The organism is Nostoc sp. FACHB-133 (genome assembly GCF_014698055.1).
Taxonomy (GTDB): Bacteria; Cyanobacteriota; Cyanobacteriia; order Cyanobacteriales; family Nostocaceae; genus Nostoc.
Genome location: NZ_JACJSH010000033.1, coordinates 49,772 through 67,119, shown reverse-complemented (window position 1 = coordinate 67,119; position 17,348 = coordinate 49,772). Strand labels below are relative to the sequence as shown.

The window sequence follows — 17,348 nt, the reverse complement described above, 5'->3', positions numbered from 1 at the left end:
TATAAAATGAATTAACAAAAACTTATTAAAGATGATTTACAGTTTATTTTGACTGGTCTATCCATTCATTTAATGCCTCTCGCAATTTCCTTATTTGGAAATTTTCGGCAAGTTTGATTACTTGTTGAGCAAAATCAAAATAAACAGGATTATTACTCTTTAAGTTATTGGCTTCATGCAATATCCCATCAAGATTGCCATCTTTTGCTAACTCATAAAAGCTAATCAAAATCTCAATTGAAGGTAAAGATATATCCTGAAAAGCTGACTGAACATGAGTTTGGTTGACTTTTAAATCAACTTCCAATTTTGGCGCATAAATCCATACCAAATTTAATTTTACTTGCAGTAATTCCAGTAAAATTTCAGCTACAACAGGTTTAGATAAGAAAGCATCGGCCCCAACATCTAAACTACGATTTTGATCGCTATCAAACACACTTGCAGAAGAAGCAATTATTGCTACGTTTTTTAACTGAGCAGATTGCTTGATGTACCGAATCAGATCAAAGCCATCCATTACAGGCATAACTAAATCAGTGACGATCAAGTCAGGTTGAGATGTAACAGCCCGATCAATCCCTTCTTGTCCATTACTAGCTTCTATTAACTCAAATCCAATTGGTTCTAATAAATTAAGGATTACCGAACGGTTTTCCCACTTATCATCTACTACTAAAATGCTGCGTTTTTTGCCTTTATAGCCTGTAATAGCTCCTTGTTGCATTACTCTAGAACTTGCAGCCCATTGTTTTGCTTCTGGTAACTCTACTTCAAACCAAAAAATACTACCTTGACCAATTTGACTTTCAACTTCCAAAGTACTACCCATGAGGCAAACAATTTTTTGACTAATAGCTAATCCTAAACCTGTTCCTTCAGATTGTCGTTTGATGTCTCCTGCTTGCTCAAAGGGAAGGAAGATTTTCTGCAATTGCATCGATGTCATCCCAACCCCTGTATCTTCTACTTGAAAACGAATTTTATAATTAGTTATTTGTTGTGTTTCTTGACTACTGACAGATGACGAATGATTAATAACGTTTACTTTTAAAGTCACCCCTCCTTTATCTGTAAACTTGACTGCGTTACCCAAAAGATTAATCAGAACTTGCCGCAGTCTTTTCTCATCGGCGTGGATACCAACCGGGAGTTGAGAGTCGGGCTGATAGGTGAAGGAAATAACTTTTTGATCGGCTTTAATCCGACAGATTTCGACTACTCCTTCCAGAAACGAAGGAAAATGGAAATCGATGGGATGCAACTCCATTTTGCGGGCTTCGATTTTAGACAAATCCAGCACGTCATTAATTAAAGTTAATAGATGAAAGCCGCATTGATGGATAATTTCAATTCCTTTGTATCCTTTGTCTGACAAGGTTTCAGTCCGTTGTAGAATTTGAGTATAACCGAGGATGCCATTAAGTGGAGTTCGTAATTCGTGGCTCATATTGGCGAGAAATTCACTTTTGGCTTGATTGGCAACTTCGGCAACAGTTTTTGCTTCGTTGAGTTGGGCTGTTCGTTCTTCAACTCGTCGCTCTAGTTCATCATTAGTTTGCCGCAGTATGATTGCCGATCTTTGGTTTTCACTAGTTACCGCAGATATAACAAAGGTAGTGATAGCAATTACACAAATGAATGATTGCAACAAGATGAGCGATTCATTAGGTGAGAGTTGTTTAGCAAACGAACCAAAGCCTTTAACAGTGCCAAAAACCGCGATCGCTGACACAATAAGTACAGCTAGAGTCGATATCCGCGCTTCAAATCGAAATGCCGTCCAAATTAATGGCGGAATGATCATGTATTCAATTGGGTATCCCCCTGAAAAAGCGACCCGAACAATCGCCATCATTGACAATAAGACGAATGCAAGTTCGATAATTTGTCGCCGATGGAAGCTTCTCGGCGATGGAGATTTTTGCAACCATGCCAGCACTAAAGGTGTAACAATTAAAATACCTGTGCTGTCTGATGTCAGCCAAGTTCGACAAATGTTACTAAATATTGACCAAGGTGCAATACCACTAATACAAAGCGTTAGTGCAGCCAAGATGGAACTGATTAGAGGGCTGGGTATAGTCAGAACCATAAATTTAAAAATATCTTGCGAACGCTCTAAGAAATGGCGATGCTTGATAAACTTATGAATTAAAAAAGTTGCTACGAAAGGGGTAATTAAGTTGACAGCCGGAATGATACTACTAATTAAAAGATTGTTCTTAAAAAAGAAAATATAACTAACAATAAAATCACTCAAAAATATAATGGGCCAGACCCGATAGCCTACTAATAACATTCCTGCTAAAAACACACCGAGTGAAGGCCAAAATGCTGACGCACCACCGACAAATGTCATGGATAAACCTATGTATCCCAGTCCGAGGTGAACAATAGGAATAGTCAATGCTGCTATTATAAATGGACGATCCAGCTTGGGTAGGAATTGCTGCTTTGTCGTAGTTTGCTGCATTTCTTGTCTCCGTGCAGATAGCTGAAGGCCAGTAACCCTCAACAAAGGTTGTCCAGTTTATAATTCCCAAAAGTAGTTGTGACTTTTATCACCGGACTTAAACAAAAATTAAGCCCAAATTAAGCCCAAATTGGCTTTGTAAGCCGCAAATACGTCCCGCTTCAAGGTCAACCAATCAAAAAATTCTTCTTATAACTTTATCTAGAAGCTCTTTTCTATGCAGCTTCATATTAAATTGGTATTAAAGCAACTGTCGGCGAAACTTGCTGATGCCAACAGTTAGAAAAACTAATACAAATCCTATTAAAGCTAAAATATTGAGCCCAATTACATCCAAACCAACCCCTTTTAATAAAATACCACGCACAATAAATATATAATGCCGGAGGGGATTTAATAAAGATAGAAATTGAAACAAAGGAGGCATGGCTTCAATAGGTGCGATCGCTCCTGATGTTTGAATAAGTGGTATATTAATAAAAAAGGAAATTAGGACTACTTGTTGTTGTGAACGCGAGACAGTAGCTAGCAAAATTCCTAAACTAATTCCTACTAATATATACAAACCAGATGCCACCAAAAATAGCCAGAAATTGCCATTAAAGGGAATATTAAATACTATTCGGCCTAAAGTCAGAGCCAATAAAATATCTCCCATTAATAGGACACTTAATGGAAATATCTTGGCTAGTAATATCTCCCAATTCGCCGCCGGAGTCATGAGTAACTGTTCAAGAGTCCCGACATCTTTTTCCTTAACAACTGTAATTGCAGAAACAGATGTGGATATTAATGTCATCACTAAACCCATCACTCCTGGGATAAAAAACCAACTACTTGTAAGTCCTGGATTGTAAAGAAAGACAAATTGAGGTGTGACTGGGAGATTAGTTTGATAACTAACTCGTTGATGATTATATTTTTGGATAATTTGATTAATATAGCCGTTGGCAATACCAGCTGTGTTGGCGTTAACTCCATCAATAAATATTTGTATTGGTGCTGATTTTGTTGCTAAATTACGGTAGAAATCTGGCGGGATGATTAAACCTACATCTAGTTTTCCTTCTTCTACCTGATTGCTTAACTCTTTTTCACTAATTAATACAGATTCTAAATCAAAGGTATGATTTGCTGTGATAGCCTGCAATAGTTCCCAACTTTCGGTTACGTTAGCATAGTCAACAACACCTAATTTTAAGTGTTTAACATCCGGATTGAGAACAAATCCATATAGGATTAGCTGTAAAGTTGGTGGAATAATCAGCATAACCATTAAGGCACGATTGCGCCGAATTTGACTAATTTCTTTTTTGACTAATGTCCAAAATATGTTGTCAAATATTCTGAGGATAAATTTCATATTTTTGCAAGATAATTAACCGTTAATAGCTGAGTATGGTGTGTTACGATAATGTCAGGATTTAAGTGCTAGAGAGAGGAGAAATTAGCCTTAACGCACCGTATGATGGTGATGCTTAAGCGTTGCTTGAATACACTATACATTTTCTACTGTGGTAGTTGCATTTTTTTCAACATATTGTGGCAAATTCTAAATATTATTAATCCAAATATAGCTAGCATTAATAAGTTAAACCAAGTTCCTCTCCAACCAATTCCTCGTACAAATGCATCACGGGTAATTTCCATGTAGTAGCGTGCAGGAATAATGTTAGGTACAAGTGATATGGGGAAAGGGATATTATTGAGAGGATACATAAAACCAGAGAGCATTAATGATGTAACAAAACCTATTAAAGAAACTCCTTGAACGGCTGAGTTTTGGTCACTGCTACGTATTCCCAAAAGTAGACCAAATAATACACTATCTATAAGAAATAGTAGAGTTCCTAGTGATAGATTAATGATGTCTCCAACTAGAGGAATTTGAAAGATTAGTGATGCTATCACTATGACTAATACTGCTTCCGTAATTGCAATTAGCAGGTAAGCTAATCCTTTGCCTAAGAGAAATTCAACTGCACTAATACTAGAAGCATAGGCTTGGATAATTGTACCTCTTTCTTTTTCACGTACCATTGCAATCGCGGTCAACAAAGACGGATAAATCCACAATACTACACCATATACTCCTGGCACAAAAAATAGTGATTCTAAACGACCGGGATTAAACCAGAGGCGGATTTGCGGTTTGATAGTATTGGTTAAAGTGACTAATCCTTGCTCTTGAATAAAAAAGTTAGTCACATTTTGAATGCCGTTTCTAATCACACGGGCATTATTAACATCTGTAGCATCAATTAATATCTGGACTGTGGTATTTTTATGAGCTTGAATATCGCGGCTAAATTTGGCGGGAATAATGACGGCAGCTTTGGCAATATCACGGTCAATAGCATTACTTATAGAGTCCGCTTGTGTCCATTGTGTCGGCACAAATTGGTTAGTAGCATATAAACGCTCAATGTAAATACTACTAAGATTTGTCCTGTCAAAATCTTGCACAATCAAGGGGATATTAGAGCTTTCTAAACGGAGTGCAAACCCATAAATTAGCAAAGTGATCATCGGTAATAAAAATGCTAACGCCAACGTCAAGCGATCGCGGCGAAACTGGGCTAATTCTTTTTGACACTGGGCAATAATTTTTTGCATATACCAAGATTCGGGACTGGGGATTGGGATTGGGAAGTTTTCTTTCTCTGTCCCTTACCTCCTACTAACTTCGCTGGACTATACCAATAAAGGCATCTTCTAAAGAGAAGGGAATCGGACGCAAGGACTGAACTGTGAAATCCTGAGACTCCAGCAATTGCAGTAGTTGGGGAACTTCCTCATCAGGGTGATCAAGCACAATATGTAAACTATTGGCAAAAATCGCCACTCGCCAAGGCTCAAGATGCTGTTTGAGCAAGTCCGACGCGGCTTGGTTTTGTTGGACAGTGATTTCTATGAGTTGTCCGGGTTGGGAGGCTTTAATCTGACTGGGTGAACCTTCAGCAACGGTTTCTCCAGCTACCATGAAACTCATGCGGTTACATTGTTCTGCTTCTTCTAAATAATGAGTTGTAACTAAAATAGCTGTACCGTTACGGGCAAAGTCATTAATCAGCTTCCAAAATTGACGACGAGCCAAGGGATCAACCCCGGAAGTTGGCTCATCTAGAAATAAAATATTTGGTTCGTGCATTACAGAAGCACCAAAGGCTACCCTTTGCTTCCAGCCACCTGGTAGCTGTCCGGTGATCATATTTTCCTGTCCTTCTAACCCACAGGTAGCAATTACCCAATCAATTTTCTCACGTCTGAGTTTGGGAGGAATGCCGTAAACACCACTATAAAATTCTAGGTTTTCTAGAATTGTGAGGTCATCATAGAGGGTGAATTTCTGACTCATGTAACCGATACGTTGGCGGAGTTCCGCACTGCGTAAGTTACCCGTTTCACCACCGAGGGCAATTTTACCGCCGCTGGCTGCTAACAACCCACACAGCATTTTAATCGTGGTGGTTTTCCCCGCACCGTTAGCGCCTAAAAGTCCAAAGATTTCGCCATAACGTACTTCGACATTGACACTTTTGACTGCTTGGAAATTTCCAAAGACACGGCTGAGATTATGAGCGAAGATGGCAAGATTTGAAGATGAGGTAGAATATTTTGTCTTATCTCCCTTGTTTTCTTTGTCTCCCCTGCTCCCCTGCTCTCCTGCTCCCCTGCTTCCCATTCCCCTCAATCGAGAACGAGGAAAGGAATAATATGAGGGTGCTAAACCTTGTTGTCTAAGACGGGTAACAAACAGATTTTCTAGGGTGGGTGCAGCATACTCAACGTTGACGGAGTTTTGTAGTAGTTCTTTAACTTGAGTTTCCCCCAAGGTTACATCTTCTACTAAAATATCCAAGCGATCGCCAAAGGTTTGCACATCGACAATATTACTAGTCTGACTCTGCAATAAAACTTGTTCAGCTAATTCTAAATTGGATGTGTGAACTTCTAAGCGATGTAGACCTAAACTAGAACGCAAGGCTTCAGGGCTGCCAATCTCTTGAATTTGACCACTGTACATTAAAGCTATGCGATGACAGCGTTCTGCTTCATCGAGATAGGGTGTAGCCACAACAATAGTCATACCTTCAGCAGATAGCGCCGCCAATGTATCCCAAAACTCGCGGCGGGAAACTGGATCAATCCCTGTAGTGGGTTCATCCAATAGTAAAATTCGGGGTTGGGAAACCAAAGCACAGCATAGTGCCAGCTTCTGTTTCATCCCACCGGAAAGTTGCCCCGCGAGGCGATCACCAAATTTATCTAAATTCATCAACCGTAAGTATTTATTACGGCGTGCCTGCAACAATTCCTCTGGTACTTGTCGTAATCCCGCAGCGTAGCGCAAATTTTCATCAATACTCAAGTCTAAATACAGAGAAAATTGCTGTGTCAAATAGCCCGTATTCAAACGAGTATCCCGTGCAGATTGACCAAATATTTGCACTTCTCCCGCCGAAGGTGCCATCACTCCACTCAAAACATGAAAAGTGCTAGTCTTACCCGCACCATCAGGGCCAATCAGCCCGAACATTTCCCCCTGATTAACAGTGAAATCAACACCCCGGACAGCCGCTAGCTGACCATAATATTTATATAAACCGCGAACAGCGATCGCTTCAACCGATAAGTCAATAGCCATTAGTCATTACTGAATTTACCTTTCCCCAGTCCCTTATTTCCGCAATTTAATCTCCGCATCTCCAGGCATACCAATTTTGGGGCAGGGCAAATCTGAATCTGTGTATGGTTGTTCTGGTTGAAAACAACCGCCTGGGTTTTCGATGCTAATCCGCACCCCAACGACTTGCCTAACTCTATCTTTTTGAAAATAAATATTTTCTGGTGTAAATGAGGCTTGCGGATCGATAGAGATTACTTTCCCTTCTAGCGGTTTTTTGGGAGCAGAATCAAGAAAGATTTGAGTTTGCTGTCCTACTCGTACTTTACCAATATCACCTTCTGGCACAAAACCCCGTAAATATAAAGCTTTGGGATCAACTATCGTGAGAATTTTGGTTTGATTGTTGACTACTGCTCCCGGTTCAGCACTACGGGCGATGACTACGCCATCTAGAGGACTGATCAAATATAAGTCTTTTTGAGAGTCTTTGATTTGGGTATAAATTTGTTGTCTGGTGGCTAACGCGTCTCTAACTTTAGCCTGAGCCGATTTGACTTGTGCTTGTGCGGCTTTAACTTGGGCGTAGCTTTGCTTTTTCCGGCTGTAGAGGGCGGCTAATTGGCTATTACGAATGCTGGGGTTCAAGCCTGTGGTTTTGGCTTGAGTGAAACTACCGAGGGTAGCGTTTAATTGTTCACGGGTAGCGTGAACTGTGGCTTGATAGGCGGCGAGGGTGGCTATGGCTGTATCTAAAGTAGTTTGGGCTTGATCGAATTGTTGTCTATTGATAGCACCATCATTAACTAATTGGGCATAGCGATCGCGGTTTACCTGTGCTAACCTCAATTCTGCCTCTGCTTGTGTTACCTGTGCTTGGGCTTGGGCTAGTTGGGATCTAGCAGCCGCCACATTCGATCTTGCTTGCTCAATCTTGCCTTGGGCATCACCAAAAGACTGTTGCAAATTTAATTGAGCTTCTCCAATCCGGTTTTTCATCTCTTCGACTTCACCTATTATCTGCTCTACATTCGAGCGTGCTTGCTCTACATCCGATTGGGCGGATGCAATCTTAGCCTCGGCTGAAAGTAATTGATCTTTTAAGAGTTGATCGTCACTGTCATCAAGTTTGATTAACTGTTGACCTTTTTTGACTGCTACTCCCTCTCGTACACTAATTGATTCAATTCTGCCCGAACGCTTTACCCCAATCTCGGTTTCGTAACCATCAATCCGTCCACTCAGCTTCAGTATATTTGCTGTTTGTTGGGGCTGATTATGCCAGATGATGTAAACAATACCACTTGCTAATATCAGCCCTAAGACCAATATGAGACGAATTGGTTTTTGCTGATGCTCCTGTTTAGAGAATAGCTCTTGAGCCTGATCCCCATTTTCTGTGAACTTCGTGAATATAGATTTAGTCATTATCTATTGAAATCAATAGTTTTATGTATTTATAGCAATCCTGATTTTTCAAACTGTATCCTACTTTAAATGCAATGCAATTATTCTAAGCAGATATGCACAATTAAACAGAAGTAAGTAAAGAAAAATTAAGTTCATCAAACTTTATTTTCATTTAGTTTGAAAGAGGGCATAGCGTAGGGGAGTGACATTTTTATGTTTCTTTACTGTTAATTCTTTTTGACAATATTTAGTTTCAGTTTTCATAAATTTAGTTAACTTTATGGATCTGTAGAGACGTTAAATTGCCGCATCTCTACAGATGCTTATACATCAAACAGATTCAACAGCCTGTTCAAAAGGATCAAAGTTGCTATCTTGAGAGCTGGAATTATATTTTGCAGCCATGTTCATATAGGAACGGAAAAACGAAGGTTCAATAGAGGCTTGAGTTGCAGCATAAGTGCCATTCTCTTGCAAAAGTTGGTGAACCTTATGCAATCTATAACAAGGAACGCCTGGATATAGATGATGTTCCAGATGAAAATTAGTGCCAGCAAACAGGATTGTCATTAAGGGAGAAGTACGACTCCAGGCATTATGAAATGGGTTATCATCAAGACCACCATGATCAAGATAAGCTTGACATCCAGAGATTAGCATCAATGCAAGCATTGGTAGTCCGATAGAAAATAAACCAGCAATGGGATTGTATACAGCTATTCCTAAATAAATCCCAATCCATAATAAAGCAAATACAAAGTTCATCCAACAAAGAATACGCACAGTAGACATCTGAAATGGCATCATGTAAGGAAATGGCCAAGGACGACCTAAAGCAGTATTCAAAGTTGTTTTAAAATGATGATAGTTAAGCAATAATCTGGCAAAAAATAATCTTTGCCACCATGTTGTTAAAGGTGTGAGTATTTCAATGTCAGGGTCAGAAGCTTGATTTGTAAATCGATGATGGCTCCAATGTCGCATCATTGCACCCATATCACAATATGTTAAGACTGAAGATGCAAAGAAAAGACCAATTAATGCACTAACAAATTTGTTAGGATGTAGTGCTAGATGAAAGCCATCATGACCAATAAAACCCATCATCTGAATACCATATCCAGTCATGATAGTTAGTGGAATAATTAAAGCTATTTTCAGTGGTAGAAAATCAATTGATGTGACGACCACATAACATAACCATGCTGGGACAAGATACCAAATCAGTCCGTAGAGAATAAACCCAGTAGTTCCTGATATTGTAGGTTTATACCAGTCGGCGGGAATTGCGGGTCTGCGAATTGTTTGTGTTGTTGTCATAAATATCCTTATTTGTGTGTAAATGCTAGGGGTGTAAGGGGGAAACTTGATATGTTTTTAAGGTAAATATTTTCCTACACTCCCATACCCTTATATTCCTACTAGTCCTTGGAAAGCTTCTAGTGTTTCGTTCATTGAGGCACTATTTTCCACATTCAGGGTTTTAGCTTGGATGAAATTCCGTTTTACCAGTCCTGAAATTGTCTTACCAGGACCGAACTCGATAAAGGTATCCACACCATGATCAGCAAGGTGTTGAATAGAAGTCATCCACCGGACTGGTAGGGTGATTTGGTGGATGAGTAAGGAACGGATGTGTTTAGCTGTGGTGATGGGTTGGGCGGTAACGTTAGAAATCACTGGGATGCGAGGCGTACAGATGTTGATAGTTGCCAAGATTCCGGCTAGACGCTGGGCGGCTGACTGCATTAAAGGAGTGTGAAATGCACCGGAAACAGCCAATTGCACTACTTTTGCCGCGCCTGCTTGTTCAGCTAAGGTCATTGCTTGTTCTACTGCCCTAGCATCTCCACCGATGACGGTTTGATTAGGTGCATTGTAGTTAGTCGGTTGACACACTCCTATTGATTTCACCTGTTGACAGATAGCTTCTACTATGTCTGCATTCAGACCGATAATCGCCGCCATCTTGGTATCTCGGTTGATAGAAGCTTCTTGCATAAAGATGGCTCTTTGCTGTACTAAAAAGACTGTATCCTCAAATTCCATCACGCCGGCTGCTACTAGTGCGCTGTACTCTCCCAGACTTAAACCAGCAAGAAATTTTGGTTCAGGGAACTGGGTTTGAGCCGCCGCTAGACAAGCTAAGTTAGTGACAAAAATGGCAGGTTGAGCATTCTCTGTTTGCTGTAACAGTTCTGGGGAACTATCACGACACATTTGCAATAAATCAAAACCGAGTACATTCGAGGCGCGATTGTATAATACTTTGGCTTCGGGGTAGCGATCAGCAATTTCCACACCCATCCCAACATATTGTGCGCCCTGTCCAGGAAATACAAATGCAGTGTTCATGCTACTACCTCTTCCACTGGTACTTGATTGCAAGTTAAGCCTTCTGTAAGTTGCGCTCCTTTGTGAATTTGATAGAGAGGAAAAGGAGCGCAATAATACTGCATTTTTTCTTCTTGAAAAATCTCGTGCAGTTTACGTAATCGATAAAATGGACATTCTGGATAAGCGTGATGTTCGACATGGTAAGTAATACCAGCCCAGAGTAAACCTAACCAAAAGTTATCAATAGTAATTGCATTTTTCTGCATATCTCTTTTCTGAGGATCATCACCTTCATAAAGAGTTAAGGGAGCATGTTCATAACCCCGTGTGATAGGATTAATCACTAAGGCAACAAAGGCTAAAGGAATCCAGAAAATAAACAGTGCTTTTATTCCCATACCTGAATAAATTAAAACGGCATGAATGACTACCCAAAAAGCCAAATTAACTATTTGTTCAATAATCACCGTCCAACTGACTTGTTTGCCATAGCAAGTCAAAGATATCTTGGTATACCATTCATAATATCTCCAAATTCTCAACCAAATTTGGTTGAGTTTGCCAGAAAAATAATATTCATCTGGGTCTCTTTCTGGATCGGAAATAAAATTATGATGACGTTTATGGGTTTCTCTATTGGTTGTAAATGTCATCGTGAATGACAGTGCATAAAGACGACCAAATAATGTATTTAACCATTTGGTTTTAAAGGCACTACCGTGCATACAATCATGATGCAAAATAAATAAGACATAGAGTTGATTGCCTAGACCAAGCGCTAACAGAAAATCAATCCAAGGATTATCTATGAATAAAATCAGGGAAATTAATCCAAAATACAATACTATATATGGTGAGCCATAAAGTAGATGTAGCCAACCATTAGCAGCACACATTTTTCTAATTTCTGCCTCCCGTGCTGAGGGAGCGCGTAACCATTTTTGTCTTTTAGGTTTGGAAGTTAATTGTGATTCTATTGCAACACTCATGTCAATTTCCTTGGTATATTTTAATGTCAAGTTGTTGGGATTTATCAGGGCTTTAGCCCTGAATAGAAACTTTTAGGAATTAACTATCCGTAGAGATGCGGATATTCTTTTTTGACTGACCCATTCACCTTTTTGGATAAGATATTCTACCCAAAAGTCAATATCTTGAATCAGTGCTTGGCTCTTACCTTGGTCAAGAAACTTTTTCAGGTAAATAGCAGTGTCAAAATTGTCAATGGTTTTATAAAACTTGAATGCCTCAATAAATGGGTCATCACTAATATGAGAAATCAGACCAATTTCATAAGCTATTTGGGCATTGATTAGCTCTCCAGTTAGTACCAATTTCTTAGTTTGTATCAATCCTATTTGCTGCTTTAGGAAACTCATGCCGCCCATACCAGGAATTAAACCTGATTTGACTTCAGGTAAACCTAACTTGACGTTGGTATCAACAAACTGAAAATCACTACACAAGAGCATTTCTAAGCCACCACCTTGGGCTGCACCATTTATGACGGCGACAACTAGAGCATTTAAAGAGACAAATCCATGAATTACTTGCTGAACTTTAGCAGCAAATTTTTTCAGTATAGCGGGATTTTGCTGTTTTAAATATTCTAAAATGAGAGTGCGATCACCACCAAGAGAAAAATACTTACCATGATGGGAAATATAAACTATTTTAGGCATATTTAACGATGATTTATCTTTAGATAAAGCCGCAATTATATCTAAGAGTTCATCCAGCACTTCGATAGATAAAGCATTGCCATTAGCAGAATTTAAAAATAACCAAAGACAATTATTTTTATCAAAATAGCTATCAATACAAGCAAATTTTTGCCGAGTACAGCCATAGGTGTTATATAGATTGATTGGCTGTAAATGTTCCCGAATACTGGAATGAATTACATCTTTGTTCGTATTGTTAACTATCTCATGCTCTCTAGTAATTGCTACTTTTACTTCTTGACTGCTATATACTTTTAAGAGTTGTCCGTCACTTCTAGCTACAAACACCTGCTGCACGAGAATATCTTCTTTATCGCTAGAGGTAGGAACTAGAGATTGCAGATTAAAGAAACCTTCTTCTCTCATTAATCTCTGCCAAGTTGCTTCTTGTAAAAGAGGCGAACCCGGATATCTTAAATCTCTATCTTGTGAATTCCACCAACCTCTTAATAGTCCAAATGTTAAAGTTGAGAAATTCTGTGATTTTACACTCTCATTAAAGATTAACCAACCTGTTGGCTTGAGTAATTGCTTAACGTTGCGTAGACTTTCACGAATATTAGGGGTGGCGTGCAGGATATTTGTAGCAATGACAAAATCAAATTGTTCTTGCCAACCTTGTTTTTCGGGATTTAGGGAAATATCTAAAACAGAAAAACGCATTCCAGGGTAAGTTTTAGCAAATTTTTCTCGACCATGTTCTAAAAGTTTAAACCAAACATCAGTGTATACATACTCGACAGCAATATTATGAGCAACTAGTGAATTAATTACATAGCGAGTTGTCCCACCTGTTCCCGCACCTACTTCTAAAACTTTGATTTTTTCTGGAGATTTACCGTTGAACTTAGCTTTGATTTGATTAACAAGGGCAGTAGCAACAAGTTCATTATAAATATCAGAAGCTAAGTTACCACTGTAGACTCCCTCAACTAAATCTAAACTAGAGTTAGGAAAGACAATATTATTAGCTGCAATCTTACCTAATAAAATATCTTCGTAATTCTTTAAGCACGTGTGTAGTAGCTGATAGTATTGTTTGAGTTCTGACTGAGTTTGTAGGATTTGATTAGCAGCATTTTCAAATTCAGCCAGTGTATGATATTCGCCTTGGTATTGTATTTCTGCTGTTGCAGAGAAGTAGTGATTTTGTTGTGATAAATAATCAGCTTGCACAAGAAATTGGAAAATCTCTGCAAATACATGATGGTGTTCATCAATAATTTTGGCTGATTTGATGGCTTCTGTAATCCTGTAGGATGCTGCTTGGTGGTTAAATAAACCCAGATTTTGCAAAATTCCTACTAACCTGGTAGCCGCAGCAGCCATTAATTGATCTAAGCCTTGCTTAAACTTGAGTAATGGTGGATGATTAGCTGTGAAAAAATCCGCATGATCTATAGTTAGTGTTGCAAGATTTGATAGTATTTCTGTAATTGGTCTTTGCTCAAGCATTAAGTGAGGATCTAAGCCAATTTGTAATAGTATATTTCTCTTAGCTTTCACGACTACAGCTTGAGGAATTTGCATCGCTATAATTGTTTCTAATGCCTCCATTCCCTCTGCGATGTTGATTGAGTCCATCCCTTGATGTAGCATTAAATCTCGATATTTATCATTAGCTACGGCACCTACTTCACCCCAAAATCCCCAGTTAATTACACATACCGGATAATTTCGTGTTTGTTGCATATATTTAGCATAGCTATCAAGAAAAGTGCTAGCGGCGGCGTAATTACTTTGACCAATATTGCCGACAAAAGACTGTAGAGAAGAGAAGAAAATGATCAAATCAAGTTCTTCGTTAAGAGTGGCTTGATTAAGTGCGATCGCACCTGCTACTTTTGGTTGTAGTACAGCCGTAAAATCTGCCTCTGACATCTTCATCAACAAGCTATCATCTAGTACCATTGCTGAGTGAATGATGCCGTCTAGTTTGCCAAATTTATCTTTGGTTTGAGTAATAGCATTAGTTAGTTCATTGACATCATCACAATGAGCTTGTAGATAAATTACATTTTCACCATATTTTCCTAGATGGGAGATTTTAGCTAATAAATTATCATCTGCTGGCGAACGACCTAATAAAGCAATATTAGCTGAATATTGAGTGTGCAGATAATCACTTAAAACAAGACCTAATCCACCTATACCACCAATAATTAAATAAGTACCATTGGGTTTAAATTTTGATAATCCTTCTCTGAAGACTGGAGCTAAATTGTAGAGGCGTTGGCAATATATTTGTTGTTGACGGACTGCAAAAGCATTGCCAGATATACATTCATTCTTAAAGGTATTTTCTAGCCAGATAGTATTCTCTTTTCTTAAGGCATCTTCAATTTCAGATACTGCTAAATCCAAGAAAGTAATAGTGCAGTGTTTATACTCTCTAGAAAAAGATTTCCACAATCCCCAAAGACCACTATCATCAGGCTGAACTTCTTCATCGTAGAAAACTTGTACAGCATTCAATGTGATAATTTTAAACTCAATTGAATGTTGAGTTAATCCAGTTCTGATGATAGACTTGATAAAGTGAAAAGCATAGTTATGGCTCAATAATTGCTCAGGTTTTTGGGGTATAGCCAAGAAATATACTTGAGAGATATCTGTTAATTGTTTTAAAAGCTTATCCCAGTCTTGTGGTTGATCATGTCTAATTTGAGCAGTGCAATTTTGCCAATTTTGATAGAAATTACCAACTGTAATGATGTAGCTATTGTTTGAACCATGCCAATTCAGTAACAACTGCAATATTTGTAAATTTTCACCCCATGTCACAATCAGAGTTTTAGCTGGTTTAGTTTGGTCAAACTTTAAATAATTGAATGATTGTTGGTTGGATATAGAAATACTTGTCGGTTGCCATTTAGGGATGAAAATCAGTTCACTTTCTTTTGTAGTGAAAGATAAATCATCAAGCTTTGCTGTTTTACTGTGTCCATTTTCTGTAAATTTGTTGGGAGGTAAATTAGCGTGCTTTAAATTTGTAGGTACAATGTTATATTCAGTATTTAATTGAGTATGAAGATATTTTTGTACTGCTTCAGAATGTTCACGCCATAGAAATTCTGCCAATTTAGAAACAGTAGGCTGCTCAAACAGTGTCGTAGGGTAAAGACGAATATTCAACAGCTTTTCTAAATCATGAGAGATATCTAATAAAGCCGTTGATTCTAACCCTAATTCAAAGAATGAAACCTCTGGTAAATCATCTGTAAAATCTTGCTTAGTATATTGACAAACTAGTTTCTTGATAGAATGTACCAGATATTCCACACTCGGTTCTGGAGTAGTGACAATTTTTTGAAGCGTATCATTAACAGTATTTAATTGAGTATGAAGATATCTCTGTACTGCTTCAGAATGTTCACGCCATAGAAATTCTGCCAATTTAGAAACAGTAGGTTGCTCAAACAGCATTGTTGGATAAAGGCGAATATTCAACAGCTTTTCTAACTCGTGGGAAATATCTAATAAAGCAGTTGATTCTAACCCTAATTCAAAGAATGATACTTCTAATAAATCATCTGTAAAATTTTGTTCGGTGTATTTGCAAACTATTTTTTTTATGGACTCAACTACATGTTTTACTCTTATTTCTGGAGTTGTTAAAACTTGATATGCTTTTTGTTGTTGATGAGTAAAAATAGTATTTTCTGTTTTTTGTTCTAAGTTTGCCAGTCTTCTAATAAGTTCAATATTATGAACTTTTTTAATGCCAAAGTTATGGAATGTTGCTAGTTGATTACCATACTCGTCGCAAATCACAAAACTTCTGTAACCAATTTCTTTGGTTAATTCAAGTTGCTCAGGGTGATCGACATATACATAACAATTACTGAGTCCTGTTAAAGGTCTACCAGAAAATGATTCAATATAAAAAGGAACATAAAGTTGGGCTGTCGCTTGATAAGGAATTGAATAGAAAAGCGGTACAATAGTCGAACAATCGAGAAACACAGGATGGAACAAGAAATCATCACTGTGCTGCAAGGCGATAGAACCCAAAGAAACTTCAGCCAAGCAACCATAAAGACTACCATAAACTTTACCGCTAGGTTTCATGAAGTTATCGTGGTCAATGCCAACTTTGCGGGTGATGGCATAACAGGCATCTAAATCGACAACTTGAGTTGCTTTATGCTTGAGAATTGATATATCTATAAGATTTTTAATTTGTAATTCTTTGGTTAGTAATTGGCAGGTTAAATGTTTAGTAATAGAAGAGTCTTTTACTTCACCATTTTTCCATTTAGTGCTGGTGGCTTCAATTCCCCAATCAGTTCCATTGGGTGAAATGTGAATTTCCACTTTTCGGTCAAAATCGGCAGTTGTCACAATTGGTTCTAGGAACATGATGTTCCGCAATTCTAAATTTTCAATATCAAAAAACCTGGCTTTTAAAGTTTTAAAAATCATGTCTATAAATGTGACACCAGGCATGATATGAATACCATCAACTCTGTGTTCACGAACGAAATAATCATTATCTGTAATTGTAAATTTGCCAATTATTTGTGCAGTTTGCATAAATGATAAGGGGTGTAGGAGAAAGATGTTTTTATTTTTTATTTGCTCTTTAATATTCAGTCTTAAAAGAATAACTTATGCATATCTGGCTAAACTCAGTATTTCTACGCAAGTCCTACTAATTTAAAAAAATATTGCGAGAGTAAAGGGGGAGTGTAATCCGCCATCCTTTGAAGGTTGGTGGTGTGTTAGGACGATAGTGCCACACCTTACAAATTGGAGATTTTTTTAATTGGAA

At 38.2% G+C, this 17,348-nt stretch carries 9 protein-coding genes; all 9 read right to left on the bottom strand.

Annotated elements, in window-relative coordinates; translation table 11 throughout:
- Positions 1-43: 43 nt before the first annotated feature.
- Complete coding sequence (locus tag H6G86_RS23880) at positions 44-2,476, bottom strand: MASE1 domain-containing protein (protein ID WP_190936405.1); 2,433 nt, start codon at positions 2,474-2,476, stop codon at positions 44-46.
- A 241-nt stretch (positions 2,477-2,717) separates the two neighbouring features.
- Positions 2,718-3,839, bottom strand: a complete 1,122-nt coding sequence (locus tag H6G86_RS23875; RefSeq protein WP_190936404.1) for an ABC transporter permease — start codon at positions 3,837-3,839, stop codon at positions 2,718-2,720.
- Positions 3,840-3,985: 146 nt separating this feature from the next.
- Entirely contained in the window at positions 3,986-5,092 is a 1,107-nt protein-coding gene (locus tag H6G86_RS23870; RefSeq protein ID WP_190936403.1) for an ABC transporter permease, read from the bottom strand.
- Between the two features lie 64 nt (positions 5,093-5,156).
- Positions 5,157-7,124 carry an ATP-binding cassette domain-containing protein gene (locus H6G86_RS23865; protein ID WP_190936402.1) on the bottom strand — a complete coding sequence of 656 codons (1,968 nt, stop codon included), beginning with the start codon at positions 7,122-7,124 and terminating at the stop codon, positions 5,157-5,159.
- Between the two features lie 33 nt (positions 7,125-7,157).
- Positions 7,158-8,531, bottom strand: a complete 1,374-nt coding sequence (locus H6G86_RS23860; protein WP_190936401.1) for an HlyD family secretion protein — start codon at positions 8,529-8,531, stop codon at positions 7,158-7,160.
- A gap of 312 nt (positions 8,532-8,843) precedes the next feature.
- Positions 8,844-9,833, bottom strand: coding sequence for a fatty acid desaturase family protein (locus tag H6G86_RS23855; RefSeq protein WP_190936400.1), 990 nt, complete (start codon positions 9,831-9,833; stop codon positions 8,844-8,846).
- Between the two features lie 90 nt (positions 9,834-9,923).
- A complete protein-coding gene (gene fabD / locus H6G86_RS23850) occupies positions 9,924-10,868 on the bottom strand; it encodes an ACP S-malonyltransferase (RefSeq protein WP_190936399.1) in 945 nt (314 codons plus the stop codon).
- Positions 10,865-11,839 carry a fatty acid desaturase family protein gene (locus H6G86_RS23845; protein ID WP_190936398.1) on the bottom strand — a complete coding sequence of 325 codons (975 nt, stop codon included), beginning with the start codon at positions 11,837-11,839 and terminating at the stop codon, positions 10,865-10,867. Before H6G86_RS23845 ends, fabD begins: the two co-directional genes overlap by 4 nt.
- 72 nt (positions 11,840-11,911) lie before the next feature.
- Positions 11,912-17,110 carry an SDR family NAD(P)-dependent oxidoreductase gene (locus H6G86_RS23840; RefSeq protein ID WP_190936397.1) on the bottom strand — a complete coding sequence of 1,733 codons (5,199 nt, stop codon included), beginning with the start codon at positions 17,108-17,110 and terminating at the stop codon, positions 11,912-11,914.
- Between the last annotated feature and the right edge of the window lie 238 nt (positions 17,111-17,348).

What these genes read in the sequence shown, in the direction of transcription:
- H6G86_RS23880 (WP_190936405.1), bottom strand. Translation starts at nt 2,476, where the DNA reads ATGCAGCAAACTACGACAAAGCAGCAATTCCTACCCAAGCTGGATCGT.
- H6G86_RS23875 (WP_190936404.1), bottom strand. Translation starts at nt 3,839, where the DNA reads ATGAAATTTATCCTCAGAATATTTGACAACATATTTTGGACATTAGTC.
- H6G86_RS23870 (WP_190936403.1), bottom strand. Translation starts at nt 5,092, where the DNA reads ATGCAAAAAATTATTGCCCAGTGTCAAAAAGAATTAGCCCAGTTTCGC.
- H6G86_RS23865 (WP_190936402.1), bottom strand. Translation starts at nt 7,124, where the DNA reads ATGGCTATTGACTTATCGGTTGAAGCGATCGCTGTTCGCGGTTTATAT.
- H6G86_RS23860 (WP_190936401.1), bottom strand. Translation starts at nt 8,531, where the DNA reads ATGACTAAATCTATATTCACGAAGTTCACAGAAAATGGGGATCAGGCT.
- H6G86_RS23855 (WP_190936400.1), bottom strand. Translation starts at nt 9,833, where the DNA reads ATGACAACAACACAAACAATTCGCAGACCCGCAATTCCCGCCGACTGG.
- fabD (WP_190936399.1), bottom strand. Translation starts at nt 10,868, where the DNA reads ATGAACACTGCATTTGTATTTCCTGGACAGGGCGCACAATATGTTGGG.
- H6G86_RS23845 (WP_190936398.1), bottom strand. Translation starts at nt 11,839, where the DNA reads ATGAGTGTTGCAATAGAATCACAATTAACTTCCAAACCTAAAAGACAA.
- H6G86_RS23840 (WP_190936397.1), bottom strand. Translation starts at nt 17,110, where the DNA reads ATGCAAACTGCACAAATAATTGGCAAATTTACAATTACAGATAATGAT.